Annotated in this window: 24 protein-coding genes and 2 other RNA genes; 9 read left to right on the forward strand and 17 right to left on the reverse strand. The window is 60.2% G+C overall.

Features of this window, described 5'->3' with window-relative positions:
* The 11 genes from BN1130_RS12170 to BN1130_RS23185 all read right to left on the reverse strand — a co-directional run.
* On the reverse strand, positions 1-668 hold a 668-nt coding region (locus BN1130_RS12170), incomplete at its 3' end, for a DUF2786 domain-containing protein (RefSeq protein WP_042042312.1).
* Positions 665-889, reverse strand: coding sequence for an ANR family transcriptional regulator (locus BN1130_RS12175; RefSeq protein WP_042042313.1), 225 nt, complete (start codon positions 887-889; stop codon positions 665-667). The genes BN1130_RS12170 and BN1130_RS12175, both read right to left, overlap by 4 nt.
* 9 nt (positions 890-898) lie before the next feature.
* Positions 899-973, reverse strand: an RNA gene (locus BN1130_RS21705) — hammerhead ribozyme type II.
* A gap of 1 nt (position 974) precedes the next feature.
* Entirely contained in the window at positions 975-1,715 is a 741-nt protein-coding gene (locus BN1130_RS12180) for a hypothetical protein (RefSeq protein WP_042042314.1), read from the reverse strand.
* A 23-nt stretch (positions 1,716-1,738) separates the two neighbouring features.
* Positions 1,739-1,810: hammerhead ribozyme type II (locus tag BN1130_RS21710), an RNA gene on the reverse strand.
* A 3-nt stretch (positions 1,811-1,813) separates the two neighbouring features.
* Entirely contained in the window at positions 1,814-2,458 is a 645-nt protein-coding gene (locus tag BN1130_RS12185; RefSeq protein ID WP_042042315.1) for a DUF3164 family protein, read from the reverse strand.
* On the reverse strand, positions 2,451-2,720 hold the full coding sequence (locus BN1130_RS23300) for a hypothetical protein (protein WP_503089935.1): 270 nt from the start codon (positions 2,718-2,720) through the stop codon (positions 2,451-2,453). Before BN1130_RS23300 ends, BN1130_RS12185 begins: the two co-directional genes overlap by 8 nt.
* On the reverse strand, positions 2,678-2,956 hold the full coding sequence (locus BN1130_RS12190; RefSeq protein WP_042042316.1) for a Kil protein family: 279 nt from the start codon (positions 2,954-2,956) through the stop codon (positions 2,678-2,680). Before BN1130_RS12190 ends, BN1130_RS23300 begins: the two co-directional genes overlap by 43 nt.
* Entirely contained in the window at positions 2,953-3,912 is a 960-nt protein-coding gene (locus BN1130_RS12195) for an AAA family ATPase (protein WP_042042317.1), read from the reverse strand. The genes BN1130_RS12190 and BN1130_RS12195 overlap by 4 nt, the downstream gene beginning before the upstream one ends.
* Positions 3,905-5,959, reverse strand: coding sequence for a transposase domain-containing protein (locus BN1130_RS12200; protein ID WP_084218204.1), 2,055 nt, complete (start codon positions 5,957-5,959; stop codon positions 3,905-3,907). The genes BN1130_RS12195 and BN1130_RS12200 overlap by 8 nt, the downstream gene beginning before the upstream one ends.
* Positions 5,960-5,966: 7 nt before the next feature.
* Positions 5,967-6,182 (reverse strand): helix-turn-helix domain-containing protein, encoded by a 216-nt coding sequence (locus tag BN1130_RS23185; RefSeq protein ID WP_084218205.1) that lies wholly within the window; start codon positions 6,180-6,182, stop codon positions 5,967-5,969.
* 162 nt (positions 6,183-6,344) lie between these two features.
* On the opposite strand from BN1130_RS23185, the gene BN1130_RS12205 reads away from it, so the two are divergent.
* The 3 genes from BN1130_RS12205 (at position 6,345) to BN1130_RS12215 (ending at position 11,417) form a co-directional block, all read left to right on the forward strand.
* Positions 6,345-7,142 (forward strand): LexA family transcriptional regulator, encoded by a 798-nt coding sequence (locus BN1130_RS12205; protein WP_042042319.1) that lies wholly within the window; start codon positions 6,345-6,347, stop codon positions 7,140-7,142.
* 570 nt (positions 7,143-7,712) lie between these two features.
* Entirely contained in the window at positions 7,713-9,449 is a 1,737-nt protein-coding gene (locus BN1130_RS12210) for an ABC transporter transmembrane domain-containing protein (RefSeq protein WP_042042320.1), read from the forward strand.
* A 216-nt stretch (positions 9,450-9,665) separates the two neighbouring features.
* Positions 9,666-11,417, forward strand: a complete 1,752-nt coding sequence (locus tag BN1130_RS12215; RefSeq protein WP_042042321.1) for an ABC transporter transmembrane domain-containing protein — start codon at positions 9,666-9,668, stop codon at positions 11,415-11,417.
* A 55-nt stretch (positions 11,418-11,472) separates the two neighbouring features.
* On the opposite strand, the gene BN1130_RS12220 is transcribed toward BN1130_RS12215, so the two are convergent.
* Entirely contained in the window at positions 11,473-12,648 is a 1,176-nt protein-coding gene (locus BN1130_RS12220; protein WP_042042322.1) for an Evf family palmitoylated virulence factor, read from the reverse strand.
* A gap of 314 nt (positions 12,649-12,962) precedes the next feature.
* On the opposite strand from BN1130_RS12220, the gene BN1130_RS12225 reads away from it, so the two are divergent.
* Entirely contained in the window at positions 12,963-13,436 is a 474-nt protein-coding gene (locus BN1130_RS12225; RefSeq protein WP_042042323.1) for a PaaI family thioesterase, read from the forward strand.
* Positions 13,437-13,569: 133 nt separating this feature from the next.
* Here BN1130_RS12225 and ybcJ read toward each other — a convergent pair whose 3' ends face one another.
* A complete protein-coding gene (gene ybcJ / locus BN1130_RS12230; RefSeq protein WP_042042325.1) occupies positions 13,570-13,803 on the reverse strand; it encodes a ribosome-associated protein YbcJ in 234 nt (77 codons plus the stop codon).
* Between the two features lie 261 nt (positions 13,804-14,064).
* On the opposite strand from ybcJ, the gene BN1130_RS12235 reads away from it, so the two are divergent.
* The 3 genes from BN1130_RS12235 (at position 14,065) to BN1130_RS12245 (ending at position 16,571) form a co-directional block, all read left to right on the forward strand.
* Positions 14,065-14,628, forward strand: a complete 564-nt coding sequence (locus BN1130_RS12235) for a VC2662 family protein (protein ID WP_042042326.1) — start codon at positions 14,065-14,067, stop codon at positions 14,626-14,628.
* A gap of 175 nt (positions 14,629-14,803) precedes the next feature.
* Complete coding sequence (locus BN1130_RS12240) at positions 14,804-15,559, forward strand: DUF429 domain-containing protein (protein ID WP_042042502.1); 756 nt, start codon at positions 14,804-14,806, stop codon at positions 15,557-15,559.
* Positions 15,560-15,644: 85 nt separating this feature from the next.
* Positions 15,645-16,571: a nuclease-related domain-containing protein gene (locus BN1130_RS12245; RefSeq protein WP_042042327.1), complete on the forward strand. Its 927-nt coding sequence runs from the start codon at positions 15,645-15,647 to the stop codon at positions 16,569-16,571.
* Here the strand turns inward: BN1130_RS12245 and BN1130_RS22895 are convergent.
* The 4 genes from BN1130_RS22895 to BN1130_RS12265 form a co-directional block, all read right to left on the reverse strand.
* Entirely contained in the window at positions 16,563-17,387 is an 825-nt protein-coding gene (locus BN1130_RS22895) for a DMT family transporter (RefSeq protein WP_042042328.1), read from the reverse strand. The two genes, BN1130_RS12245 and BN1130_RS22895, sit on opposite strands and share 9 nt — an antisense overlap.
* 65 nt (positions 17,388-17,452) lie before the next feature.
* Positions 17,453-19,201 carry a putative 2-aminoethylphosphonate ABC transporter permease subunit gene (locus BN1130_RS12255; protein WP_198135276.1) on the reverse strand — a complete coding sequence of 583 codons (1,749 nt, stop codon included), beginning with the start codon at positions 19,199-19,201 and terminating at the stop codon, positions 17,453-17,455.
* Positions 19,189-20,208, reverse strand: a complete 1,020-nt coding sequence (locus BN1130_RS12260; RefSeq protein ID WP_042042329.1) for an ABC transporter ATP-binding protein — start codon at positions 20,206-20,208, stop codon at positions 19,189-19,191. Before BN1130_RS12260 ends, BN1130_RS12255 begins: the two co-directional genes overlap by 13 nt.
* A 253-nt stretch (positions 20,209-20,461) precedes the next feature.
* Positions 20,462-21,466 carry a putative 2-aminoethylphosphonate ABC transporter substrate-binding protein gene (locus BN1130_RS12265; protein ID WP_042042330.1) on the reverse strand — a complete coding sequence of 335 codons (1,005 nt, stop codon included), beginning with the start codon at positions 21,464-21,466 and terminating at the stop codon, positions 20,462-20,464.
* Positions 21,467-21,764: 298 nt separating this feature from the next.
* Between BN1130_RS12265 and phnW the strand changes: the two genes are divergently transcribed.
* Positions 21,765-22,871 carry a 2-aminoethylphosphonate--pyruvate transaminase gene (gene phnW / locus BN1130_RS12270; protein WP_042042331.1) on the forward strand — a complete coding sequence of 369 codons (1,107 nt, stop codon included), beginning with the start codon at positions 21,765-21,767 and terminating at the stop codon, positions 22,869-22,871.
* Between the two features lie 87 nt (positions 22,872-22,958).
* Positions 22,959-23,786: a phosphonoacetaldehyde hydrolase gene (gene phnX, locus BN1130_RS12275; protein WP_042042333.1), complete on the forward strand. Its 828-nt coding sequence runs from the start codon at positions 22,959-22,961 to the stop codon at positions 23,784-23,786.
* Positions 23,787-23,947: the final 161 nt, after the last annotated feature.

Consider the following 23,947-nt stretch of genomic DNA (forward strand, 5'->3'; position numbering starts at 1 on the left):
GCTTGCTCCTGACCATTCACTCCGGCATTGAGCTGCACCTTTTTGCCATCACGAAACCCCACTCCAAACGCCGAGGCATCACGCGACTTGTCTTTGGGGGCTCGCATATCCGCCTTGGGCAGGTCTGCACGCCCAAACAGTTGCTCCTTGTACTGAGCCACCAGGGCCTGCTCATGCTCCGTTGGCGCGACGTTGTGAAGCTGACGCTGCACCGCGTCGATCCACCCTTCGCAATACAGGTTCGCGCGGTTGGTCTTGGTGGCCGGCAGCAGACGCTTGCTCTGCGTGGCCATGAATGCCTTCCTGGCCGCCCGCAACTGGCGGGACAACACCTGGTAGCAATAGGCGGCCACCTCGGGCCGCTCACCAACGCCGATGAATCGCACCAACATCTTTTGCTGAGAGCGGGAGAAGACAGCCTCAACCCCAATGGCATTCATCACCGCCACTGCCAGGTCATGCGACCAACGGGGCTGGGTCTTGGCGGCGTTGGCCGAGGTCACAAACGCATGACCAACGTCACTCAACTGCACATCCGCATCAGTGAGCCCGTGCTCATTCATCAGCGCCTGGGCTTTGCGCATGGCGTTGGCAGACTCGTGCTCATTGCCACGCTCTACCATGGCCAGCAGTTTCTTGATCTTGCCAAGGATGCGCTGCTTGCTCATGCTGCGGCCTTCCAGTTGCGAGTAGCGGCGTTGAGGCAAAACTCGATCCGGGCCTGGGCCCATGCCTGATTCATCTCTTTGTGCGCAGCCTTCTTGGCCGCTCCCCACGTCTCGGCGGCCAGACTCCATACCCCCTGCTGTTCGAGTGTTACCGCTCGGCTGGCAAGCTTGTGATAGCTGTTCAGACCTTCTCTGTTGAACTGAATATCTTGAATGCCCATAACGCCTCCTATTGGCTGCTCATCTGTGCCCGACAACCACATCGGGCAGACCATCCCGCCAGGTGTGGCGGGGTGGTTTCGCATGTCAATCGTCGTAGCTCTCGATCACCAGGTTGTAGTTGTACGGGTCTTCGCCCTCGTCCAGAGTGAGCTTGGCTTTCATGGCGTAGGCGGCCATCAGTTTGCGCTCCGTGGAGTAGAAGGGGCCGACACACTTCTTGGTTTTGAGGTCATCCTCATCAATCCTCATGGCGTAGATGTGGCCTTCCTTGTCGATGGCGATACTGTATTCGCATCTGTACTGCTCCATACCCGACTCTTTACCGATGTAGATGTGCCTGGACCCATAGCTGATTGGCCCGATAATCAGGGTCATCTTTTCATCCATGTGCTCGCCTTTGCTATAGCGGGTGATGGACTGGCGAACGGCATCAATAACCCAGGACAAGGTGATCTCCTGCGGCATCTCGCCCATGATTTCAGCGAGCTCCTTGTCCAGCACTTCCGCTAAGCGTTGGTCGTAGAAGTTGGTGGCGGCCATGCGCAGGCGCTTGGCCACGAAATCGTGATAGGGGGGGAAGTCGGCCAAGTCTTCCAGGTGTGGCGTGATGGCCTTGGCCAGGGCATCTTTGATGGCCTTACCCACATCGCCGTAGCTTCTGAGCACGTCCTCAGCGCAACTATCAATCAGCTTGTCTGCGTATTTACCAAGGGCCTGCTCCAGGGCTCCGCCCTGGATCTTCTGTTGCAACACCGAGCCGAACATGGCTTGTACAGTGGCGCTGCTGGGGTCAATGCTGGGAACGAACTCGGCTTTATCGGTCATAACGTAATCCTTGAATCCTATGGTGATGGCTGCTCATCAGTGCCCGATCACCACATCGGGCAGACCGGCCCCAGCACTGGGGCGCGGTTTCGCAAGGGCTAGAGGGCCGCGATAGACAGCGGGATCTGCTTCATGCTCCCGTCTTCGGCCTTGCGCTTGAAATTCAGATAGGACTTGGTCTCCTTCACGATGATTGCGTCCTTAATCGCCTTCTGCATCTGCACCCAGCGCTCGTCCTGAATGCCGATTTTCAGCAGGGACAGCACGCGGCTGACGCTCACGTTGCCCTCCTTGTCCAGGTCAAATGAATCGTGGCGCACCATGGCGATCAGATTTTCGTTGGAGTTGGCGCTCCACTCATCCAGGCACTCACCAAAGAATGCCTTGGCAATGTGGATCTCCGGGCCAAGGCGGATGAGGTCGTCGGTGGAGATCGACAGCTGACACTCCCCATCAAAGGTCGAGAACGTGACATTGCCTTGTGGGCTGGCACCCTTGCGGCCGTACTTCTCGCCAATCAAGTCCATCCATGCCTGGCAGTCGGCCAGGGTATCCGCCTTGAACTCACTCATTGCATCGCGCAGTGCTTCGGCACGGGCCACATGGCGCTTCACGAAGGCGTCCAGCTCGAGATCGTATGGGTCGATGATGCTCTCGGGCACCAAACGGCCCTTTCGGTCTTTCAGGTAGCCGGCAGGGATGGCAGGTGCTTGAGTTTCTTGGGTGTTTGCTTGTTCATTCATGGTCAATTCCTTCATTAGTGTTCACTGTTGTCGTTGTGGTGGCTCGATGAAAGAGCGAGCCACAGTAGATGCAGGTGACGCAGATGCTGCGCACTTCACCTTCGCGCGCCGCGGGCGTTTGCATCACACCGCCGCAGCACGGGGTTTGGTAACTCAGGAGCTCTACTCCTCGGGTGCGCATGCCTGCAACATGCGCCTGGAACAACTTTCTGATATCCCTCAACTGATGGCCTCGCATACCCCCTCCTGGTACTCGCGCCATATCACGCGGCAGCCGTTGTGGTAGACGACCCACCCCTTGCGCTGGTGGCCGTTGATGCGCTCGATGAATTCCTGTGCGGCACCACGCAATAGGCGAGGCGCTTCATCCACGATGAGCAGCGGGGTAGCAACGCCAAACCGGGAGTGCAGCACCTTGGAGCCCATTGCCTCGAGATATTCCTGAACGTCGAGCGCCATCCGAACGCGATCACTGCTCAATGTGTTTTGCAGACTCATTGCGGGGCCTCCGCTTTCATCAGCTCCAACATTCTCCAAGCCTCTTTGAAGTGGGCCAGGGACAGGGGCTCATTATCGACATCAGCCAGGGATAGCCCTCGCATCACCGCGGACTCCAGGGAACGCAGCGCCCCTGTGGAGGTGGGAATGACTCTCTTGGCTTCGCGGATGATGTCTTTATCGGTGATGCCCCATGCGTTGAGGTACTGCACGATATCGGCGGGGCCGGCGGTGAAGATGCGCAGCGGGCTGATGACGCGGGACCACACCGGGTTCATGTCCGACAATGTCCTGATGGCGCTCATGCGAGTTCTGACCACGTCATTGCCTAGCAGCACTACGCCCACGCGCCCTTCGGCCAGAATGCGGATCCCGTTCAGAACGCGGTCAGAGTAGTATTGCGCCTCGTCGATGATCAGCAGCCCCTTGGAGCCTTTGAACTTAGCCTCGATAACTTCACTCATCTCGGCGCGAGTGCGATGTGCAAACTCCTGACCCAGCACCTTCATCAGGGATTGCAGGACGGCGGTTTCGCTGTTGCGAAACGGGCAGGCCGTCAAGATCCACACGTTGGTACCCTCTGCTTTGTAGTGCTCGGCGGTGACGGTCTTGCCAACGCCAGCCCCCTCGTAGACCATGCCCCAGCGACAAAGCGTTTGAGCCATCTGCAATACTTCCATGATGTTGTTGGCGGTGGGCAGAGGCTGCCACACCGGCTTTTTATGACCGACCCGGCGTTGGGCTTCAGCAGCACGTGCTCGCGTAGACAGCCACCTTCTCAACTTGCTCTCGTGTCTGGCCACCGTGTCCTTGGACACTGTGTTGCCGTAGATGCCGGCCAGCAGTGCACTCAGTACCGCCTCGGAGAGGCCTGACTCGCGCGCGATGGCCGCTTGGGTGAGCTCCCCTTTGGCGTCAGTCAACATCGCTTTTACCTGGCTGATCACGTCACTCATCATCTTCTCCTTCATCATGTCCAAACAGTTTTGCCATGGCTTGCGCAGCCTTCTGCCTGCGTTCTGCTGCTGCTGCGCTGTCGCAGCCTGAGGCCATGGGCAGTTCCTCATATTCCGGTTCATGCTCCGGCTCGTTGGTGGCCTTGGGCATCATGCGGGCCAACGTGGGACCCACGGCTGCCGGCACCGGATTGTTGCCTGCCGGCACGGTGGTCAGCAGTGCCGCCACATCCTTGATCGGGGTGATATCCGTGGTGCGCTGCATCAACTCAATGCGCCCCATTACGTCCTCTTGTGCCAGGCGTTGCTGACGCGCACCGCCGCGATCATTGAATGCCACATCCTTGAGGATGGGGATTTGCCCAATCAACACGCCGGTGGCGTCGTAGGCGTACACAGCCTCGCTGAGGTTTGATGGGTTGAACCGCAGCGATACCTTGGTGCCGATATGGGCATACAGCATCGGGCTGTGATAGCGGTTGCACTCACCCAGCGGGTTTTGACTTGCCTTGAGCTCAATCACACCGCCCCCATGCACAGGGCACTCTTCCGTGCGCATCAGGCACATCATCAGCTGGTAGTCGCTGGGCTTGCGGATGGTCACCTGGCTGTAACTCTCCTCGAACACCTGGCGATAGCTCAGCCCCCTGGCCTTGGCCATCTCGGTGCGACGTCCTTCGCGGGAGTTCCAGGCTTCTATCTGGGCGGCCAGCACCTGCAAGAAGGTCTCTAGTGACACTGCGTTCTTTTGGGCATCCACGTAGTGGGCCGGCTTTTTATCCACCGAGTCACCTACGGTTGCCGAGGCAAAGGCTGGGTGCTTGTCCACCACACTCCCCAGGCCACTCTTGCCGTTGAAGGCTCGCTCAATGGGCTTGGCTCGAGCGTTACCTTTATTACCGGCGGTATCGGCCTCCACGCGGGTCCAGGTCACATCGATGCCCATGGCGGTCATGGCGCCCTCAACCTCGGCTGAGTCGAATTTCTTGTGCTTCTTGTCACGCCCACTGGGGCGGTGCATGCGGCCACTCATGGCTTGACTCAGCGCGGCACTGCCTCGGTCGAGCACGCAGGCAGCTGGTACGCCGTAGCGACTCACCATCTGATGCAGGGCCAAGCCCAGCATGTCGGTGTTCTCGCTCACATCCACGCAGTACGAGAGCAGCATGGAGCTGTACACATCCTGGAAGAACCAGGTGGTGGGGCGCACCACCTGGCCATTGGGTAGGCGGATCCAGAGGTTGTGGGTATAGCCATCGCCGTTGACTATTTGCATGGCGTGCAACCCGGCGCGAGAGCGGCGCTGCGCCGGTACCAAGTCTTGCTTGGCACGAAATGCGCCCTCTCGCAGGCTCACTCTCAACTCCAACGGAATGTGGGTTTTGATGCGCCGACGAAAGAAGCTCACGTGTGGTATTGACCAGCCGGTGACCTTGGCGGCCTCCAGCAGGCGCTCATAGCAGGACCGGAGCGTGGGGGCGTCGGTGCGCAGGTAATCTCCTTGGAAGAAGGACCATGCCTCGGGGCAGATCACCTCTTTATGCTTGGAGTGACAACCCTGTCGACTGAGCAGGGCCGGCAACCAGTCGCCCTTTTGAATGCCCTTCAAACCCGGTTCGATGTAGAACCAGCGCTTGATAGTGCCCAGGGGTGTGCCAGTGGTGTCAGCAATGTGAGCGAACGCCTTGTACATCTTCATGTCGTTCTTCTCGACCAGGTCTGCAACCATCAGGCAGATCTGCAGGTTGCGGGCTGCCTCTTGGCGCTTCGATTCAGTGGCTTCTTGGAAGGCCAACCATCGTTCGGCGCTTTCGGCGGAGGCTTTGGCTTGTGCAGCCTCTACCTGTTCTTTCACCTGCTGCTGGAGTAGGTGCACGCGGGTTTCGGGTGGCAGGCAGTCGATGTGGTACTCGAAGCCTTTGCCCACAGCGCACTTTCGGCGCAATTCGGTTTTTTCCCCTGAAAGCTTGTTCAGTTTGTTTCTGGCGTTATGAGTCATAGACGGAAAACCAGGCAGTCCAGCGCAAATATCAGGTGTTACCCACATACACACCTCACACTTTAAAACGGCTGGGCCAAATCACATCGGGCGAAACCCCGCACGCTTCAGAAATTATTCGCTCCCCTTTTGGCCAGTGACGGTAAAAAACATTCCTCAAGGTGTAGGGCTTAAGCCCTGCCTTTTCAGATAGTTCCACTACGGTCACCCCCTTCATTTCCAGGACGCCCTCAATGAACTTCTTTGGCCAATCTTGTCCCGCTGGGATCATTTTGTGATACTCCCACTTTTAACAATCTAGATAACCGCTGCGGCTTATCTCCATGGGTAGAATTATTGATCGGTTATTTTTCTGAGTCAACCCGGTATCGGTTTTTTCTCTGATTCCGGCCATTTTGTTAAATGTGAATAAAATCAAGAGGTTGGTTTCTTTATGTCTGATTTCAAGAAAAATGAAGATCGGTTTTTTCTAGGCGACAGAAAAAACCGATTTAGTGAACGTCTTAAGATAGCCATGAACGGGATGTCAAACTCCGCGTTTGCAAAGTTGTGTGGTGTCAACGAATCCACAATTAGAAGCTACCTCGCGGACAAAACCACCCCAACACTTACAGTCTTGGAGGATATAGCCCAAGCATCAGGGGTTTCCTTTGTGTGGCTGGCCTCGGGAAAAACACCGATGAACGTAAATGAGGGGGCCTTACAGCATCGAAGCAGCAACGAGGACACTGAAAAACCGAGAAGCCGAATTCCCATGTATGAAATTGAAGTGGCTGCCGGAGCTGGCGCGGTTACTTTGGAAGAAAACATAGCCGACTACTGGGAGGTTCCACTAAGCTGGTTGCGCCAAGAACGCTTGGAGCACGCAACACTCTGCATCATCAATGCGACCGGCGACAGCATGACCCCACACATCAATCACGGTAATCGCCTGCTGGTGAAGACCAATATCGATCGAGACGCCGCCCTAAGCGGCGTCTACGTCATCAACCTAGATGGGTTCCTGCGAGTAAAGAGACTGACCGCAACCTTATTCCCTGCTGGCTATCGCATAACGAGCGACAACGAGCTGTACCCAGAAGAGTTCATACCTGCAGATGAGTTGGATGAGCGGCTCAGTATCATCGGAGAGGTGGTACGGGTGATGGCTACGTCAGTGCCTCAGCCAGAAGAACGGAGAGGGCCTGTGCGGGGAAAAACCTATAGCCCTAGCCTGGAACTGATTGCGTAAGAGATAACGCAATGCGTACCGATATGGATATTTGTGTCGTGGTGGCGCTACCAGAAAAAGCCACAGCGTATTATGGATCGTTATAGCGGCTCGCGAGTTGGCTAGGGCTGATGGAAGGGGTGGGATCGGATTTGTGAAACTTTTTGGCTCAAGCCCTTATCCAGCAAGGCTTGGAGCTCTAGATCACAAGTTCAGTCCTTTGGATCATTATAACTACTTCCCCTCACAGGACCTGGATCGCTTGCAACATATCTTCAGCCAGACCCGGGATAGGGTATCTCACTACTTGATGACGGGGGATGGCAAGGAGATGCTCGCCCATGGCGAGGGGCGGTTACCACGCTTTTAACCCGGCTGGACAGCCATGCAACGAGGGGCCTGATGGCCCCTCGTTGCTGACTGCTCCCCGCGCCAGCGTTGAGCAGGCGGGGCTCATCAAATGGCAATTATTCTCACGGCCGCCACTTCGCGCTATCATGTTGGCGCTGTGACCATGCCCGTTTGGGCATCATCTTCGCCCGCCATGCGGGCCCTTGCCTGTGGCACCGCCTTCATCATCAAGGATCCTGTGTGAGCGTATTTCTTCGTCTGGGTTGGTTTTTCAAGGAGCAGTGGCGACGTTATCTGATCGCCATCTCGCTGCTGGCCGTGGTGGCACTGCTGACGGCGATCCCGCCCAAGATAGTGGGCTGGGTCGTCGATGGCATCGGCAGTGGTCAACTCGATCAGACCAAACTGAACCAGTATCTGCTGGGGCTGCTTGGCCTTGGCGTCATCATCTATCTGCTGCGTTACGTCTGGCGGGTCATGCTGTTTGGCGCCTCTTACCGCCTCGCTTACGTGCTACGAAACCGGCTCTTCGTCCATTTCACCCGCATGAGCCCGGATTTCTACCAGCGCCATCGCACCGGGGATCTGATGGCCCACGCCACCAATGACATCCAGGCGGTGGAGATGACGGCGGGCGAGGGGGTGCTCACCCTGGTCGACTCCATCATGGTGGGGGCCCTGGTGCTTACCATCATGTGCAGCCAGTACTCCTGGCAGCTGACACTGCTTTCGTTATTGCCCCTGCCGGTGATGGCTTACTTCATGAACCGCTTTGGCAAGCAGATCTACAAGGCGTTCAAGTCGGCGCAGGGGGCCTTCTCCCGGCTCAACAACAAGACCCAGGAGGCACTCTCTGGAGTGCGGGTACTCAAGTCCTATGCGGTGGAGTCCCTCGAAGATGAGGGGTTTGCCGCCCTGACCCGGGAGGCGGGGGAGCGCAACATGGCGGTAGCGCGCATCGATGCCAAGTTCGATCCCGTCATCTATCTCTGCATCGGTTGCTCCTATTTCCTGGCGGTGGCTGGGGGCAGTGCCCTGGTGCTCAAAGGCGACATGACCCTGGGGGAATTGACCAGCTTTACCATGTATCTCGGTCAGCTCATTTGGCCCATGTTTGCCATTGCCTGGCTGTTCAACATCATAGAGCGGGGCAGCGCCGCCTACTCGCGTATCGAGCATCTGCTTGGGGAGCGGGGCGAGATCAACGACCCCGAGGCTCCCGTGCCCTTTACCGGTGCCTTTCCATTGCAGGCGCAGGCTCTGGGGTTTGCCTTGAAGGAGCGCACCTTGCTCGCCGATATCCAGTTCACCCTGACCGAGGGCGGCATGCTGGGTATCGTTGGCCGTACCGGCGCCGGCAAGAGCAGCCTGCTCAAGTTGTTGATGCGCCTTGCCAATCCGAGCTCAGGCACCATCAGCATGGGGGGAAGTCCCATCGATGGCTTATCGCTGGAGGTGCTGCGCAGCCAGTATGCCTATGTGCCGCAAGAGCCCTTCCTTTTTTCAACCACCATCGCCGCCAACATCGCCCTGGGCTGTCCCGAGGCGAGCCAGCAGGAGATTGAGCGGGTGGCGCGCATCGCCTGCGTGCACGATGACATAGTGCGCTTTGCCAAGGGATATCAGACCGAGGTGGGCGAGAAGGGGGTTACCCTCTCTGGCGGCCAGAAACAGCGGCTCGCCATCGCCCGCGCACTGCTGCTGGCGGCGCCGATCTTGGTGCTCGACGACGCGCTCTCCGCGGTGGATGCCCATACCGAGCAGCAGATATTGATGGCCCTGAAAGCGCACCGACGTACCCTGATCCTGGTCAGCCACCGGATGACGGCGGTCGAGCAGGCCAACGAGATATTGGTGCTCGACAAGGGGCACATCAGCGAGCGAGGCAGCCATGCGGCCTTGATGGCCCATGATGGCTGGTATGCGGACATGGTGCGCTACCAGCGTCTGGAGCATGACTTGGAGGAGAGCCTGTGAACGCGATGATGAAAGAGTGCCTCACCATGTACGCTGTCCATGCGCAGGATTGCCATCTCAACAGGGTGCGCTACCAGCCTCTGGGACAGGATGTGGAGGAGAGTCTGTGAACGCGATGATGAAAGAGTGCCTCGCCATCTACGCTGTCCATGCGCAGGATTGCCACCTCAACAGGGTGCGCTACCAGCCTCTGGGGCAGGATGTGGAGGAGAGCCTGTGAATCCGACCATTAAGCGACTGCTGGGTTATTGTGCGCAATATCCGGCCTGGCTGACCCAGGCGGGCATCTGCCTGCTGCTCGCCACCGGGGCCGAAGTGGCAGGCCCGCTCATCATCAAGCTGTTTATCGATGATTACCTGGCGCCGCGCAATCTTGATTGGCCGATGATTGCCACCCTGGGGGCCAGCTATCTGGGGCTGCAACTGCTCTCGGCCGCCGGTTTCTATCTGCAATCCTTGCGCTTCAATCGCATCGCCCAAGGGGTGGTACAGCGCCTGCGCGAACAGGTATTTGCCACCGCCATCCGCCTGCCCGCCAGCTATTTTGATACGCATCGCTCGGGGTCGCTCATCTCGCGTATCACCAACGACACCGAGGCCATCATGAACCTCTATGTCCAGGTGATAGGCCTGCTGGTGCAGAAGCTGGTGCTGCTGTGCGGCATCCTCATCTCGATGGCGCTGCTGGACGTGCGGCTGATGCTGGTGTGTGCGGCGTTGCTGCCGGCCGTGGGGGCGGTGATGTGGCTCTACCAGCGGTTAAGTGTGCCCGTGGTGCGCGAGACCCGCAGCCTGCTGTCGGACATCAACAGCCGACTCAACGAATCCCTGCAGGGGATGCCCGTCATCCAGGCCATGGTGCAGGAGGTGCGCTTTGCCAACCAGTTTGCCGAAGTAAACCAGCGCCACTGGGCGGCGCGGCTCAAGAGCCTCAAGATCAACGGCATACTGCTACGCCCTCTCATCGATCTCTTCTACATGATGGTGCTCATCGGTCTGCTGGCGCTCTTTGCCCATGAAGGGGCCAGTGTGGGGGAGGCCATTCAGGTGGGGGTGCTCTATGCCTTCATCAGCTATCTGGGGCGCATGATAGAGCCGCTCATCGAGATGACCAACCAGCTCAACCAGTTGCAGCAAGCCATGGTCGCGGGGGAGCGGGTGTTCGCCCTGCTCGATGAGGGACGAGAGAGTACCGAGGGCGCTGTTGTTCCCCTGGCTGGCCGAGTGAGCTTCCAGGAGGTGGATTTCTCCTACGATGGCCAGCAGCCCGTGCTGCAGGGGGTGGGTTTCACCGTCTCCCCTGGCCAGATGCTGGCGCTGGTGGGCCACACCGGCAGCGGCAAATCCACCATCATCAGCCTGCTGATGGGGTTTTACCCCATAGGGCGCGGCGAGATCCGCTTTGATGACTGCCCCCTGGCCAGGCTGTCACTGGCGGCGGTGCGGCGCAGCATAGGTCTGGTGCAGCAAGATCCCTTCATCTTCGTCGGCACCCTGGCCGAGAACCTGCGTCTGGGCCGCGATGGCATTGATGAGGCGAGGCTCTGGCAGGCCCTGGGTGAGGTACAGCTGGCCGAGTTCGTGGCCCAATTGCCCGATGGAATAGAGACCCAGCTGGAAGAGGGGGGCAAGAACCTCTCCGCCGGTCAGCGTCAGCTGCTCTCCTTTGCCCGGGCTCTGGTGGGGGATCCCCGTATTCTCATCCTGGATGAGGCGACGGCGAGTGTGGACTCCCAGACCGAGCTGGCCCTCTCCAAGGCGCTGGCGGCGGCGCGTCGGGGGCGCACCACCATAGCGATTGCCCACCGACTCTCCACCATAGTGGATGCCGACGAGATCCTGCTGCTCACGCGCGGCCAGGTGAGTGAACGTGGCAGCCACCAGAGGCTGATGGCCCAGCAAGGCCACTATGCCCAGCTGTTCGAGATGCAGAGCCAGGGGGCCTGGCTCGAAGAGAAGCGGGCCTGAAGCCCTGCATAAAAAACAGCCGGCAGATGCCGGCTGTTTTGTTATTGGGGGAGGATCAGACCGTGGCTTTGCTCCGTGCGATCTGCTTGGGTTGCAGAGGCGGGAAGTCATCGTTGAAGAAGGTGTCGGCCTCTTCAATTTGTGCCTTGCGCTGCTTCTGAATGAAGGCGTCGAAATCCTTCTTGATCTCGGGATCCTTGAGCGCTTCGTAGTCGAACACGTTGGCGGCGTAGAGATAGTTGAAGTAGATATCGACAAATTCGGCGCTGGCACAGGCCGAGGTGAACTTGCTGTTCTGCCTGTCGAAGTTGATGCGGTACTGCTTGATCTTCGGCACATAGACCAGCTCGGTGCCTACCTTGAAGACTTCCACCGTGATCCCGACTGTGATGGTCTTGTAGAAGTCCTTGTTGTTCTCCACCCCGAAGCGGATGGCATCCCCCTGTTTTTCCAGGAACTTGTTGAAGCTGGACAGGGCGCTGGTGCCCTGACTCACCACCACATCCATGATGAAGTTGATGAAGTCGGTGGCGATGCTGAGCCCCTTGATATGGCGGCTGTAGCTCTGCTGGTCGATCTTGCTTGGCCCCATCAAAGGTATCTTGGAGAGCGCCAGGGCCCAGAGGTCGGCATCTGTCTTGTATTGCTCGCCATAGGCTTCGGCGTAGCGGTTGATGTAAGAGGTGACCACCGAGGTGATGGCGATGAGATACGCCTTCTGCTCGGCCAGTTTGGCCATGACGGCGGGGTCGGTCAGCAGCTCGTTGGCCACGATAAACTCGACCAGGCCATCCTTGTCGGCATAGGGATCGTTGCCGACCGACTTGCTCTGGGCCAGACGCGCATCACCGAAGAAGGCATTGGCCTCGGCGAACTGATCGCGGGTATTGAGACGGTTGGCACTGGCTTCGGGCAGCAGGCGGCAGAGCACCAACTCGGCACTGTAGTCCGACTCGCGCAGGGTAAATTGGATCTGATTGCCGAAGGTCTTCTTATAGGCATGATTGAAGTCGATCAGCACCGAGTTGCAGCCGCAGTCCATGGCGAAATCCACCGAGTAGCTCAGGGGGCCGGAGGGCAATGGCTTGCTCATCCGGCCCTTGACAGACAGGTTTGCATAACACTTGAGGTACTCCTTGCCAAAGAGCTCGTAGGCACGATTGTTATTGAAATCCAAAGAGAAGGTACCTGCGCTCTCACCGCCATTGAACAACTGTTTATCGTTACTCATCTCTATATCCTTTTAAAGAAAATGGACCCTGTGATTGACCCTGGCTGACCTGCCCAGCTCAGGGCCTGAAGAGCCTAGTGGCGGAAAGAGCAGAACGTTACTGTTATATATGTCAGTTGTGGCCCTGTCGGGCTGAACTAGTGGGGCTGGATGAGGTTAAAAGAGGGCGGTTTCAGGGCGTTAGCAGGTCGATGTCGAGGGGTAAGAAGCCGGTTGAGGGGAAAATAACCTCAATGAGGGGGATATCTGCCCTTGAATCTGAATTGTCATACAGGCAACATCTCGTTCACACCCACTCATCGGATCAGTTAGCAATGGACCTGCAACGCCTCAAGGCCAACCTTGGCCTGCGCCTCTTCGCCTGGCGCTATATCCCTCTCATCGGCTTCTGTGGCCCCGTCATCGAACAGATGGATGAACGCGCCCTGCGCATTCGCATGCCCCTTGGCTGGCGTACCCGCAATCATCTGGGCAGCATGTATTTTGGCGCCTTGGCAACCGGCGCCGATCTGGTGGGTGGGCTGCTGGTGATGGAGAAGGGGCGGGCCAGGGGCAAGAAGGTACATTTTGCCTTCAAGGATGTGCAGGGAGACTTCCTCAAGCGTCCCGAGGGGGATGTGCAGTTCGACTGCGCAGCCGGCGAAGCGATTGACGCCATGATTGACGCCTCCCTGGCCAGCGGCCAGCGTATCAACCGGCCTATCGAAGTCGTGGCCAGCTGTCCTTCACTCAGCGGTGATGAGCCAGTGGCGCGCTTCGTGCTGACCTTGTCAATCAAGGCCAGTTAGCGAGCAGGGTTGCCGCGAAGAGGGCCCATCGGGTGTCGAGGCAATGGCAGATACTCGGCCGATGGCGTCACCAGGGAGATCAAGAAAAGCTCGGACAGATGCCGCCAGCGGGCGCTGACGGCAGGCTGGGGGATTACGCTATCACCGGGCTCAGGCCAGCCTTGACCACCACTTTGCTGCCATTGAAGTTCACCACCTGCTCGGCCACTATCTTGCAGCGCTTGCGCGTCTCTACTTGTCCATCCACCTCGACCAGGCCTTCGGCAACCAGTGCCTTGGCGGCGCCGCCGCAATCGGCCCACCCCTGGTGTTTGATCAGATCGCACAGGGCAACGAAGGGGTGGCCTTCCAGCAGAAACGTCTCCATGGGAACTTCCTCTATTTATGATGCATAAGCGCAGGGCGGCCATTTTAGGCAGTTAACCTCCACATGGAAAGGGTTAGCCGCATCGATGCCATGATTGGGAGGAACTGAGGGGCCCGGTTCACCATAGCGGCGAGTGTCGCGCGTCGCAGGGTTGGTGGTGCGGGGTTCGACCAGACTGGTCGCAGCGCAGTCGGGGTGGGCTCGTGTCCCGGATGCCAGCTTGCTAGGCTAGCAACCCAGATCCTGCGCCAAGGAGTGCCCATGAACAAGCTGACCACACTGATTGCCTGCTCCACCCTGACCCTCGCCGGGGTAGCGGAGGCGGCCACTCCCATTCAGATCTCCCTGCCCGGCATCAACCTGCCCGCCTCCCAGCAGGTAGAAGGCGCGCGCGCCTCCTTGCTATATGGTCGCACCGCCTCTGTGAAGGGCCTTGACCTGCCGGTGTTTGCCTTGTCGGATGTCAACAACTTTACCGGTTTGCAGCTGGGTGTTTTCTTTGGCGCAGGCCGGGTGCGCAATCAGTTCAACGGTGTTGCCATCAACGCCCTCAACTGGCATGACGGTCAGGACAAGGGCGTGAACCTGGGTTTTGTCAACCTGACCAATAATGTGCAAGGCCTCAACTGGGGAGCGGTCAACATCGCCCGTGGCAATGCCCTGGCCAACGTCGGTTTCGTCAACTATGCCGAACGCACCACCTTCCAGATAGGCTTCATCAATGCCACCAAGCATCTGGATGGCCTGCAGATCGGCCTGGCCAACTACGCCGAGAATGGCATCTTCCCCATCTTGCCCCTGATCAATTTCAAGAAATCCTTCTGATAGCACGCCGTCATCCCTTTATGAATGGCGGCGTCCTGTTTACCCTGTGCCCCTTCAGATCACCCATGAGGGAGCCTGGCCGATGAGCCCGAATACAGAGCGAAACATAATGGATAACGAGGGGGAGTCCGTGGCCTCGCACGGAGATGAGCATCACTCTCATCTGGCACCAGACATGCTTCCTTGGCATCACTGGGATGCCATCGGCATTGGCTGGGATGTTCGTGGCTGGCAGGGCAAGGCCCAGGCGGTGGCACTGGCGGGATGGCGCCGGGAGGATGACAGCCTGCACTGGCTCGGGGTCTCGCCGCTGTTTCGGCTCAGTTCACGGGGGGCAGCTGATATCTTTTCGTTACTGATGCCGTTGCTCAAAAGCAAGGCACGTTGCGATGAGTTGCTGAGTCACCCCCGTTTCGCCTTGGGAATGGATGCGCCACTCGCCTTTCCCCGAGGGTTTACTGCTTTGCTTCGGGGGGAAGTGCAGCAGATCGCCATTCCGGCGCGGGAGATAGACAACCCCTATGCCTATCGTGACTGCGAGCGCTGGCTCCATGAACGCTATGGCAAGAAGCCACTCTCGGCGAGTTTCGACAGGCTTGGCAACAATGCCACTCTGGCGTTGGCCATGGCTCCGGCCCTGACCCCGTTACAGCGGGTGCCACAGCAGGTCCCTGCGGCACCTCGGGCGCTGCTCGAGGTCTATCCCGCCCTGGCCAAGCAAGGGGGCAGGGCATCCTGCGCCCGTCCCGAGATCCATCTCCTCCTGCCCAAGACGCTGCAACCGGGCACGGATCAATATGACGCCGCCCTCTGTGCCCTGATGGCGCTGCAATATGCTGCCGGGGATAAAGTGAAAGCATTGCCTCCCTTGCAAGGCCCCCCTGCCGATTTTCCCCTGGACGAGGGGTGGATCTACCATTTCGTTCCCTGATCGGGCGTGCTCAGACCACACCTGGATCGTGGCGGAGGATTTCTGGCTAAGCTGGATAGACTCAAACGGTCTGCAGGATAGCGTCATGACATTGATACAGGGATTGCTCGAAGGGGTTAAAGAGGTATTGATAGATGGGGTCTGGATCCTGATTTTGCCGTTATTGGGGATGGGAGGGATCGTCGCCACCCTCTGGCTTTGGCTAAAGCGACGAGATCAGACGGTCAAGCTCCCCATCGATAGAGATGCCTTGCTACGGCTGCCGGGCTATGGCTTGCAGCAGCAGATATCAGATCGACAGATGGATATCATCGGGTATCTGCTGTTAGCTGTTCTGATCACCACGGCGCCGTTTGCCGGAGTGGGAGCTAAGGAGCTGTTGGCCAGAGAGACGCCCCCATATCTCATTTTGCTGGCGATCTTGCTTTGCCTTGTCAGCTGTTGCCTGAGAGCCTGGAAAAATTTGCAGCAGTTAAATCGCTATCGGCTCGGTTATGCCGCCGAACTGGCAACGGCAGCCGAGTTGATGCGATTGCAAGGGCTGGGTTATCAGGTTTTTCATGACATTCAGGCCGAGGGCTTCAATATTGATCATCTGGTGGTTGGCACCAACGGTGTATTCGCCATCGAAACCAAAGGGCGTCACAAGTGGCTGAGGGATGCCAGGCAGCGTGGCAAGAATCACGAAATAGTGTTTCGGGATGGGCGATTGCAGTTTCCATCCTGGTATGAGACTGAACCACTGAGTCAGGCCGAACGTCAGGCTTGCTGGGTACATCAATGGTTGAGTAAGGCGGTCGGTGTTGCCATTCCAGTGACCCCGGTACTGGTATTCCCTGGCTGGTATATCAAGCTGCAATCTCGACCGCCCTTTCCGGTCATCAACCACAAACAGTTGGTGACAACCTTGCCGAGGCTTGGTTCCTTGCTCTTCTCTCAGGCGCAGATCAATGCACTCAGCTATCAGATCGCACAACGCGCTGTGCAAGGTTCGCTCTCGCCTTCAACCTAGCCGCAGCAGCAAGACACCGCCAAGCAGGGTGAGGGCGGCCAGCCATTTGCCACGGCCGAGGCGCTCCTGAAAGCAAAGGGCGCCAATCAGGAAGGAGATGAGGATGCCGCTCTCGCGCAGGGCGCTGACCTGCGCCAGAGGCGCCTGGGTCATGGCCCACACCACGATGGCGTAAGCCAGGGTCGAGCAGGCGCCCCCCAGCAGGGCGAGCCACCAGCCCCGCCTCAATATCGGCCAGATCGCCCCCCCGAGGGCCCGGCGCGCTAGCGCCAGCATCAGCCCCCCCTCCAGAGTCACCAACCAGAGCACATAGGCCACCGGCTGACCGCCGCTGGCCCGGGCCCCCATGCCATCGACCAGGGTGTAGCAGGCGATGAGGCAGGCGCACTGCCAGGGGCTGGGATCCCCCCTGTTAATTCCCTTGAGTCCAAGCAGGATCAGTGCGGCGGCGATGAGGGCGCTGCCCGCCAGGGCAGGTCCCTCTGGCATGCCTTCGAGCAGCAGCGAGGGGATGAACAGCAGCAGGATGGCGCCGCCGCGCATCAGGGTATAGCTCTGGGCCAGGGAGCCAGCCCCATAGGCGCGGGCCAGCAGCTGGTAATAACCGACGTGGAGCAGGGCCGAGACTAGCAGAAAAGGCCAGGCGGCCGGGGCGGGCAGAGGCAGCCATGGCAACAGGGGCAGGGCGATGATGGCGCAACCCTGGCTGACCAGCAGCGTCATGGCGCCCTTGTCGCGGGCGCCCTTGATCAGGGCATTCCAGCTTACATGCAGCAGTGCTGAGCCGAGAACCAGGCTAAAGACGAGGGGGGACATAGGACTCCAATGTACTCAGTGAGACGGACAGGGCCAACTGGCCCTGTCTCTTGCTTGCCCTTGATTCAGCGCTGACGCCAGCGCTGGGTACGCAGCCCAAGGCAGTGTGACAGCAGGAAATAGACTCCCTTGGCCACCATGGCGGTGAACATCAGGAGCACGGCCATGGCGGCTGCGCTGCCGGTCTGGCCCGCATCGTCCAGATTGAGGATGGCGATGGCGGCGGGCAGGGTATCGGGGGAGTAGAGGAAGACCAGGGCCGAGGTGGTGGTCAGGGCATTGACGAACAGATAGATGGCGACATCGAGCAGGGCCGGGCTGCACACCGGCAGCGTGATGCGCCAGAAGGTGAGGTAGCGAGGCAGCTTGAGGGAGCTGGCCACCGTCTCTATCTCGCTCGGCATCTGCTTGAGGGCGGCCTGCATCGTCATCTGGCCGACCGTGTAGTAGTGACACAGGGAGTTGATGACGAGCAGGGTCATGGTGCCGTAGAGCAGAGCGAGGGGGTTGCCTGGCTGGTTGAAGAAGAAGATGTAACCCAGTCCCAGCACCATGCCGGGTACCGCCATGGGCAGCAGCCCCAGCAGACTGATGAGGCGGCGCAGCCAGCCAAAGCCATCCCCCTTCTCCACCAGATAGCTGCCCAGCATCACCAGGGCACTGCCAAACAGGGCGACCCCGGCCGCCAGGGTGAGGGAGTTGAACCAGGGCTGCCAGCCATAGGGGGTGGTGCTGGCAAAATCATAGTGACGCAGGCTGAGGGTCAGATCCCAGGGCCAGAAGCTGATCAGGGAGCCATAGATGGCGACCCCTATCAGAGTGACGATGAAGAGGGCGATGAGAGAGCAGAAGATCAGGCAGCAGCCGTCACGCAGCTTGTGGGGGGCGGGGCGGTAAATGACGGCGTTGCTGGCAAGCTGTCCCCGCTGGCGACGGGCGAGCCAGCGATCCAGGCCGAAGGCGAGCAGGGCGGGCAGCAGCAGGAAGACGCTGGTGACCGCGCCCATGGTGAAGTTCTGCTGGCCTACCACCTGCTTGAAGATATCGGTGGCGAGCAGGGAGTATTGACCCCCGATCACCTTGGCAACGGCAAAGTCGCATACCGCCAGGGTGAACACCAGCACCAGGGCACTGAGGATGCCGTAGCGGGCATTGGCCAGGGTGATGAGCAAGAAACGGCGCCAGCTTGGCAGCTTGAGCACCCGGGCGGCCTCGTAGAGGCGCGCATCCGCTGTGCCCAGGGTGGTGCAGAGCAGCATCAGGGCATGGGGAAAACACCAGAAGCCCAGGCCAAGCAGTATGCCGATGGGGCCATAGATGGACTCCCCCATCAGCCAGGATTTAAGCATGCCCTGGTTGCCAAACAGATAGATGAGGCTGATGGCGGGCAACAGGGAAGGGGCGAGGATCGGCAGGTTGGCCAGCAGGCGAAACCATCGCCGTCCCGGCATGCAGCTGCGGATCAGGGCGAAGGCGTAGCCGAAGGCGAGCAACACCACCCCGGCGCTCACCGTCAGCCCGATCAAGAGGGTGTGACCGGCGGAGGCGCGCAGTTGGGGAGAGGCGAGATAGTGCTGAAAGTTGGCCAGGCCGACGAACTGGCCGTTGCCGTCCTGCACGCTCTTTTGCAGCATGGCCAGCAGGGGGGCGGCCAGCCCCAGCAGCAGGAAGAGGCTGACGGCGAGCAGCAGGGCCAGAGTCAGCAGGCGATCCGCACGCCACTGGGACCGGGCAAGCAGGGAGAGGGTCGGCATGGGGACTCCGAACAGGCACAGAGGCTCAGACTGGGGGTGGGGGGAATTCAGGCGTGGCATGTGGGCTCCGGGCGGAAGTGATGCAGTTGATCCCGGGGGATCTCCAGGTGCAGGCGGCGGCCAGGGGCGAGATCCAGCGCCGCGAGCTCCCGCAATGGCACATTGACCTGCAGCGGTTCGGTCAGGGCGGGGTGATGGCAGGCGACCCGCATGTGATTGCCCTGGAAGGCGCAGTCCGAAATCTCGACCGGCAGTTGTCCCCCCAGAGATGAGAGGCGCAGCGCCTCGGGACGAATGCCGAGTTCGCCGCCTATCCCTTCCCCCGGACAGGCGAGCAGGCCTGGCAGGAAGTTCATCTGGCCGACGAAGTTGGCGACGAAGCGGCTGGCCGGAGCCCGGTAGATCTCCTCCGGGGTGCCGAACTGTTCGATGCGCCCGGCGTTCATCACCAGGATGCGATCGGCCATGGTCAGTGCCTCCTCCTGATCATGGGTCACCATGATGGTGGTGATGCCAAGGCGCCGTTGCAGGCGCTTGATCTCGTCGCGCAGATGCACGCGCACTTTGGCATCCAGGGCCGAGAGCGGCTCGTCGAGCAGCAAGAGGCCGGGGGAGAGGATCAGCGCCCGGGCCAGGGCGACCCGCTGCTGCTGGCCGCCGGAGAGCTGGGCCGGGTACTTGTCTTTGGCCGCCTCCAGATGGACCAGGGCCAGCCACTCGGCGACCCGGGTGGCGATGGTCTGGCTCGGCAGCTTCTGCTGGCGCAGGCCGATGGCGATGTTTTCGGTCACCGTCAAGTTGGGAAACAGGGCATAGGACTGGAAGACGATGCCAAAATCGCGGGCCTCGGGGGGGAGCAGGGTGACATCCTGGCCCCCCTGGCGAATGCTGCCGCTGCTCGGGGTCTCCAGCCCGGCGATCATCCGCAGCATGGTGGTCTTGCCGCAGCCGGAGGGGCCGAGGAAGCAGACGAACTCCCCCGCCTCGATGGCCAGGGAGAGGGGGTTGACGGCGGTGAAGCCATCGAAGTGCTTGGAGAGGTGTTCGAGTTGCAGATAGGCGCTCATCAGAGGACTCCTTCTTGGTGTAGACCAGATTATCCCGTCGTCAGATTGCAGCTTGATGACAATGGCGGCGAGGGAGAAAAAGGGGCGAGTCCCGGCAACGTCAGCGGCGCCCTTGGGCGCCGCTGTTGCTTTATCTTCGATCCGGTCGTTCTGCCACCAGCCGGTGGGGATCACGGTCGTGGGGCAACCCTGATCAAGGGTCACCGAACTCGGACTTGTCGCGGAGTGACAGAGCCAGTTGACCCGATGCGGATCACTGGGCCTCGGACTTGCCATCGAAGCGGCTGCTCCAGTCGGCGAGGATCTGGCCACGTTCCCTGGCCATCTTGGCGAAGTCGAGGGGGATCATCGCCTGCTTCACGTCCGGGTAGTTGGGCACAGGTTTGCTCAGGGCTGCGATGCCGACCACGGGGTAGTTCTGGCTATAGAGGCGGTTGGCGCTCTCGCCGATGGACCAGTCAACCAGCGCCTTGGCGGCGGCGGATTGATCATTGACCAGGGCCACGGATTCGGTATCCCAGCCGATGCCGCCCTTGGGCAGGATCACGCTGATGGGGGCGCCCTGAGTCTTGAGTTTGGCTCCCCGCAGGCTCATGGAGATGCCCGCCAGCACCTCGCCTTGGGCCGCCTGCACGCAGGGCTTGGAGCCCGAGTGGGTGTACTGGGCTATGTTGCCGTGCAATTTCTCCATGTAGGCCCAGCCCTTGTCATCCCCCAGGCTCTGCAACCAGGCGGCGACCATCATGAAGCCGGTGCCGGAGGAGGCGGGATTGGGCATGGCAATTTTCCCTTTGAACTCGGGCTTGAGCAGATCGTCCCAGCTGGTGGGGGCCGGGATGCCGAGGGATTTGCCCATGGCCTCGTTGAAGCAGACGGCGTTGAAGAAGGCGTCGTTGCCATACCAGGCCGGGTTCGCCTCGGGATCCGTCAGACCCGGATCCAGGGCCTCGGCCCCGACGGGATGGTAGGGCTTGATCACCCCCTCCTGTTTGAGCAGGGCGAGGGAGGAGCCCGCCAGTCCCCACACCACATCGGCCTGGGGCCGCGCCTTCTCGGCCAGCAGCTTGGCGGTGATGACCCCGGTGGAGTCGCGCACCCATTTGATCTCGATGTCGGGGTGGGCCTGTTCGAAGGCCTGCTGATAGGGACCCATGATGTCGGTCTCAAATGCCGTGTAGACGGTCAACACCTCCTTGGCGTGGGCGGTCGTGGCGAGGGTCATCATGCCCAGCAGGGCGGCGAGCTTGGTCATCTTCATCGAACTTTCCCTATTGCGGTGGAGTGGGGAGACTGGAGCGGGAGACCCGCGCCACCAATCTGGTTCATACCAGATGGTTGGATTGGCATGCTAGGAAGGAAAAATGACGGCTGGATGACGATGCGATGGCAATCCTGTGACTCTTGCTGGCCAGTAATAGCTGGCCATGACTGGGCTATATGAAGCTTTGATGAAGATTGCAGCTGGGCGCTTTACCCCCGCAAGTGGCCCTCATACCATGGCGCTCAATGGTATAGACCAGAATGAATTGCCCACTAGCTGCCGACGATGAGGCCATATGAACAAGGACAATCCCTACCTGCTGCTGACCCCGGGTCCGCTCTCTACCTCCCGCTCCGTGCGTGAAGCCATGCTCAAGGATTGGTGTACCTGGGACGACGACTACAACCTGGGGGTGGTGCAGGCCATCCGTGCCCGGCTGGAGGCCCTGACCGGCTACCCGGATCTTTACAGCAGCGTCTTGATGCAGGGATCGGGCACCGCCAGCGTCGAGGCCTGCCTGGGCAGCGTGATCGGCCAGAACCACAAGTTGTTGATCGTCGACAACGGCGCCTATGGGGCCCGCATGGTCGAGATAGCACGCAGACTAAACCTACTCCATCGGGTCTACCATCTGGACGAATGTCAGCCAGCCGACCCTCAGGAGCTGGCCCGCCTGCTGGCCGAGGATGACACCATCAGCCATGTGGCCATGGTGCACTGCGAGACCACCACTGGCCTGCTCAACCCCCTGGAGGCTGTTGGCCGGGTGGTGCAGCAGGCGAGGCGCTGCTTCATCGTCGATGCCATGTCGAGCTTTGGCGGCATTCCCATCGATTTTCAGCGCGCCGGTATCGACTTTCTGATCAGCTCGGCCAACAAGTGCATCCAGGGAGTGCCCGGTTTTGGGCTGGTGCTGGCCAGACGCAGCCGGTTGTTGGCCTGCGAGGGGCTTGCCCGCTCCCTCTCCCTGGATCTGTTCGACCAGTGGCGGGTGATGGAGCAGGGGGGTGGCAAGTGGCGCTTCACCAGCCCGACTCATGTGGTGCGCGCCTTTTATCAGGCACTGCTGGAGCTGGAGCAGGAGGGGGGGGTAACCGCTCGTCATGCCCGCTATTGCGAGAACCAGCGCCGCCTGGTGGCCGGTATGGCGGCCCTGGGGTTCCAACCCCTGCTCGCTGCGGCGAAGATGTCCCCCATCATCACCGCTTTCCTGGCCCCGACGGCGCCGGGCTACGACTTCAAACGCTTCTATGAGCGGCTCAAGGGGGCTGGGTTTGTCATCTATCCGGGCAAGGTCTCCCAGGCCGACTGTTTTCGCATCGGCAACATAGGGGAAGTCTATCCCGCTGACATAGATCGCCTGCTGGTCGCCGTGGCCGCCAACTGTGACTGGCAGGCCTGATCAGGCCACCGGGGCGCCCCCTGATGTCAGGCATCCCATGCCATGCACCACCCATGACGGCAAGGCCACCCTTGCCAGGAGAGCACAATGAACAAGCAGTCAGTGAACAAGCAAGTGGAAGCCGTGATCCTCGATTGGGCCGGCACCGTGGTCGATTTTGGCTCCTTTGCCCCGACCAGCATCTTCGTCGAGGCCTTCGCCCGCGCCTATGAATTCGAGGTGACCCTGGCCGAGGCCAGGGTGCCCATGGGTCTTGGCAAGTGGGATCACATCCAGGCCCTGGGCCGCCTGCCTGGGGTGGATGCGCGCTGGCGCGCCCGCTTTGGCCATTCCATGAGCGAGGCCGAGGTAGATACCCTCTATCACACCTTCATGCCGTTGCAGCGGGCCAAGGTGGCCGAGTTCGCCGAGCCCATCCCGGGAGCCCTGGCCACCATCGCCTGGCTGAGGGAGCGGGGCATCAAGATAGGCTCCTGCTCCGGCTACCCGAGAACCGTGATGGAGGCCCTGCTGCCCGCCGCCGCGGACGCGGGTTACCGCCCGGACCATGTGGTGGCCACCGATGATCTGCCCGCAGGGGGCAGGCCCGGCCCCTGGATGGCGCTTGCCAACGTCAATGCCCTGGCGGCGGGCTCGGTGCAGGCCTGCATCAAGGTGGACGATGCGGCCCCCGGCATAGAGGAGGGGATCAACGCCGGCATGTGGACTGTCGGCCTGACTCTCTCCGGCAACGAGGCGGGTCTCACCCTGGCCGAATATCAGGCCGCCAGCCCGGAGACCCTGGCCGTGTGCCGCGCCAAGGCGGCCCCCAGACTACAGCAGGCGGGGGCCCATTTTCTTATTGATACCTTGGCCGACTTGCCCGCCGTGGTGGAAGAGATCAATCGCCGATTGGGGGTGGGGGAGAAACCCTGAGCAGCCGTCACGGCAGCGTGTCAGATGCGACAAGAGGCCCGCGATGCGGGCCTCACTGCCTGAGGGAACAATGGTGGTCTGCGGATGCTGCGGATGCTGCGGATGCTGCGCATGCAAACAGGCAGCTGCGTCCCATGACTTGGGCGCCCCGCCTGCGACGC

The sequence above is a fragment of the Aeromonas rivuli genome (assembly GCF_000820045.1).
GTDB lineage: Bacteria > Pseudomonadota > Gammaproteobacteria > Enterobacterales > Aeromonadaceae > Aeromonas > Aeromonas rivuli.

Bases quoted from the DNA above. Each gene is read 5' to 3' on its own strand.
- BN1130_RS12175 (WP_042042313.1), bottom strand. From the start codon at position 889: ATGGGCATTCAAGATATTCAGTTCAACAGAGAAGGTCTGAACAGCTAT.
- BN1130_RS12180 (WP_042042314.1), bottom strand. From the start codon at position 1,715: ATGACCGATAAAGCCGAGTTCGTTCCCAGCATTGACCCCAGCAGCGCC.
- BN1130_RS12185 (WP_042042315.1), bottom strand. From the start codon at position 2,458: ATGAATGAACAAGCAAACACCCAAGAAACTCAAGCACCTGCCATCCCT.
- BN1130_RS23300 (WP_503089935.1), bottom strand. From the start codon at position 2,720: ATGGCGCGAGTACCAGGAGGGGGTATGCGAGGCCATCAGTTGAGGGAT.
- BN1130_RS12190 (WP_042042316.1), bottom strand. From the start codon at position 2,956: ATGAGTCTGCAAAACACATTGAGCAGTGATCGCGTTCGGATGGCGCTC.
- BN1130_RS12195 (WP_042042317.1), bottom strand. From the start codon at position 3,912: ATGAGTGACGTGATCAGCCAGGTAAAAGCGATGTTGACTGACGCCAAA.
- BN1130_RS12200 (WP_084218204.1), bottom strand. From the start codon at position 5,959: ATGTGGGTAACACCTGATATTTGCGCTGGACTGCCTGGTTTTCCGTCT.
- BN1130_RS23185 (WP_084218205.1), bottom strand. From the start codon at position 6,182: ATGATCCCAGCGGGACAAGATTGGCCAAAGAAGTTCATTGAGGGCGTC.
- BN1130_RS12205 (WP_042042319.1), top strand. From the start codon at position 6,345: ATGTCTGATTTCAAGAAAAATGAAGATCGGTTTTTTCTAGGCGACAGA.
- BN1130_RS12220 (WP_042042322.1), bottom strand. From the start codon at position 12,648: ATGAGTAACGATAAACAGTTGTTCAATGGCGGTGAGAGCGCAGGTACC.
- BN1130_RS12225 (WP_042042323.1), top strand. From the start codon at position 12,963: ATGGACCTGCAACGCCTCAAGGCCAACCTTGGCCTGCGCCTCTTCGCC.
- ybcJ (WP_042042325.1), bottom strand. From the start codon at position 13,803: ATGGAGACGTTTCTGCTGGAAGGCCACCCCTTCGTTGCCCTGTGCGAT.
- BN1130_RS12235 (WP_042042326.1), top strand. From the start codon at position 14,065: ATGAACAAGCTGACCACACTGATTGCCTGCTCCACCCTGACCCTCGCC.
- BN1130_RS12240 (WP_042042502.1), top strand. From the start codon at position 14,804: ATGCTTCCTTGGCATCACTGGGATGCCATCGGCATTGGCTGGGATGTT.
- BN1130_RS12245 (WP_042042327.1), top strand. From the start codon at position 15,645: ATGACATTGATACAGGGATTGCTCGAAGGGGTTAAAGAGGTATTGATA.
- BN1130_RS22895 (WP_042042328.1), bottom strand. From the start codon at position 17,387: ATGTCCCCCCTCGTCTTTAGCCTGGTTCTCGGCTCAGCACTGCTGCAT.
- BN1130_RS12255 (WP_198135276.1), bottom strand. From the start codon at position 19,201: ATGCCACGCCTGAATTCCCCCCACCCCCAGTCTGAGCCTCTGTGCCTG.
- BN1130_RS12260 (WP_042042329.1), bottom strand. From the start codon at position 20,208: ATGAGCGCCTATCTGCAACTCGAACACCTCTCCAAGCACTTCGATGGC.
- BN1130_RS12265 (WP_042042330.1), bottom strand. From the start codon at position 21,466: ATGAAGATGACCAAGCTCGCCGCCCTGCTGGGCATGATGACCCTCGCC.
- phnW (WP_042042331.1), top strand. From the start codon at position 21,765: ATGAACAAGGACAATCCCTACCTGCTGCTGACCCCGGGTCCGCTCTCT.
- phnX (WP_042042333.1), top strand. From the start codon at position 22,959: ATGAACAAGCAGTCAGTGAACAAGCAAGTGGAAGCCGTGATCCTCGAT.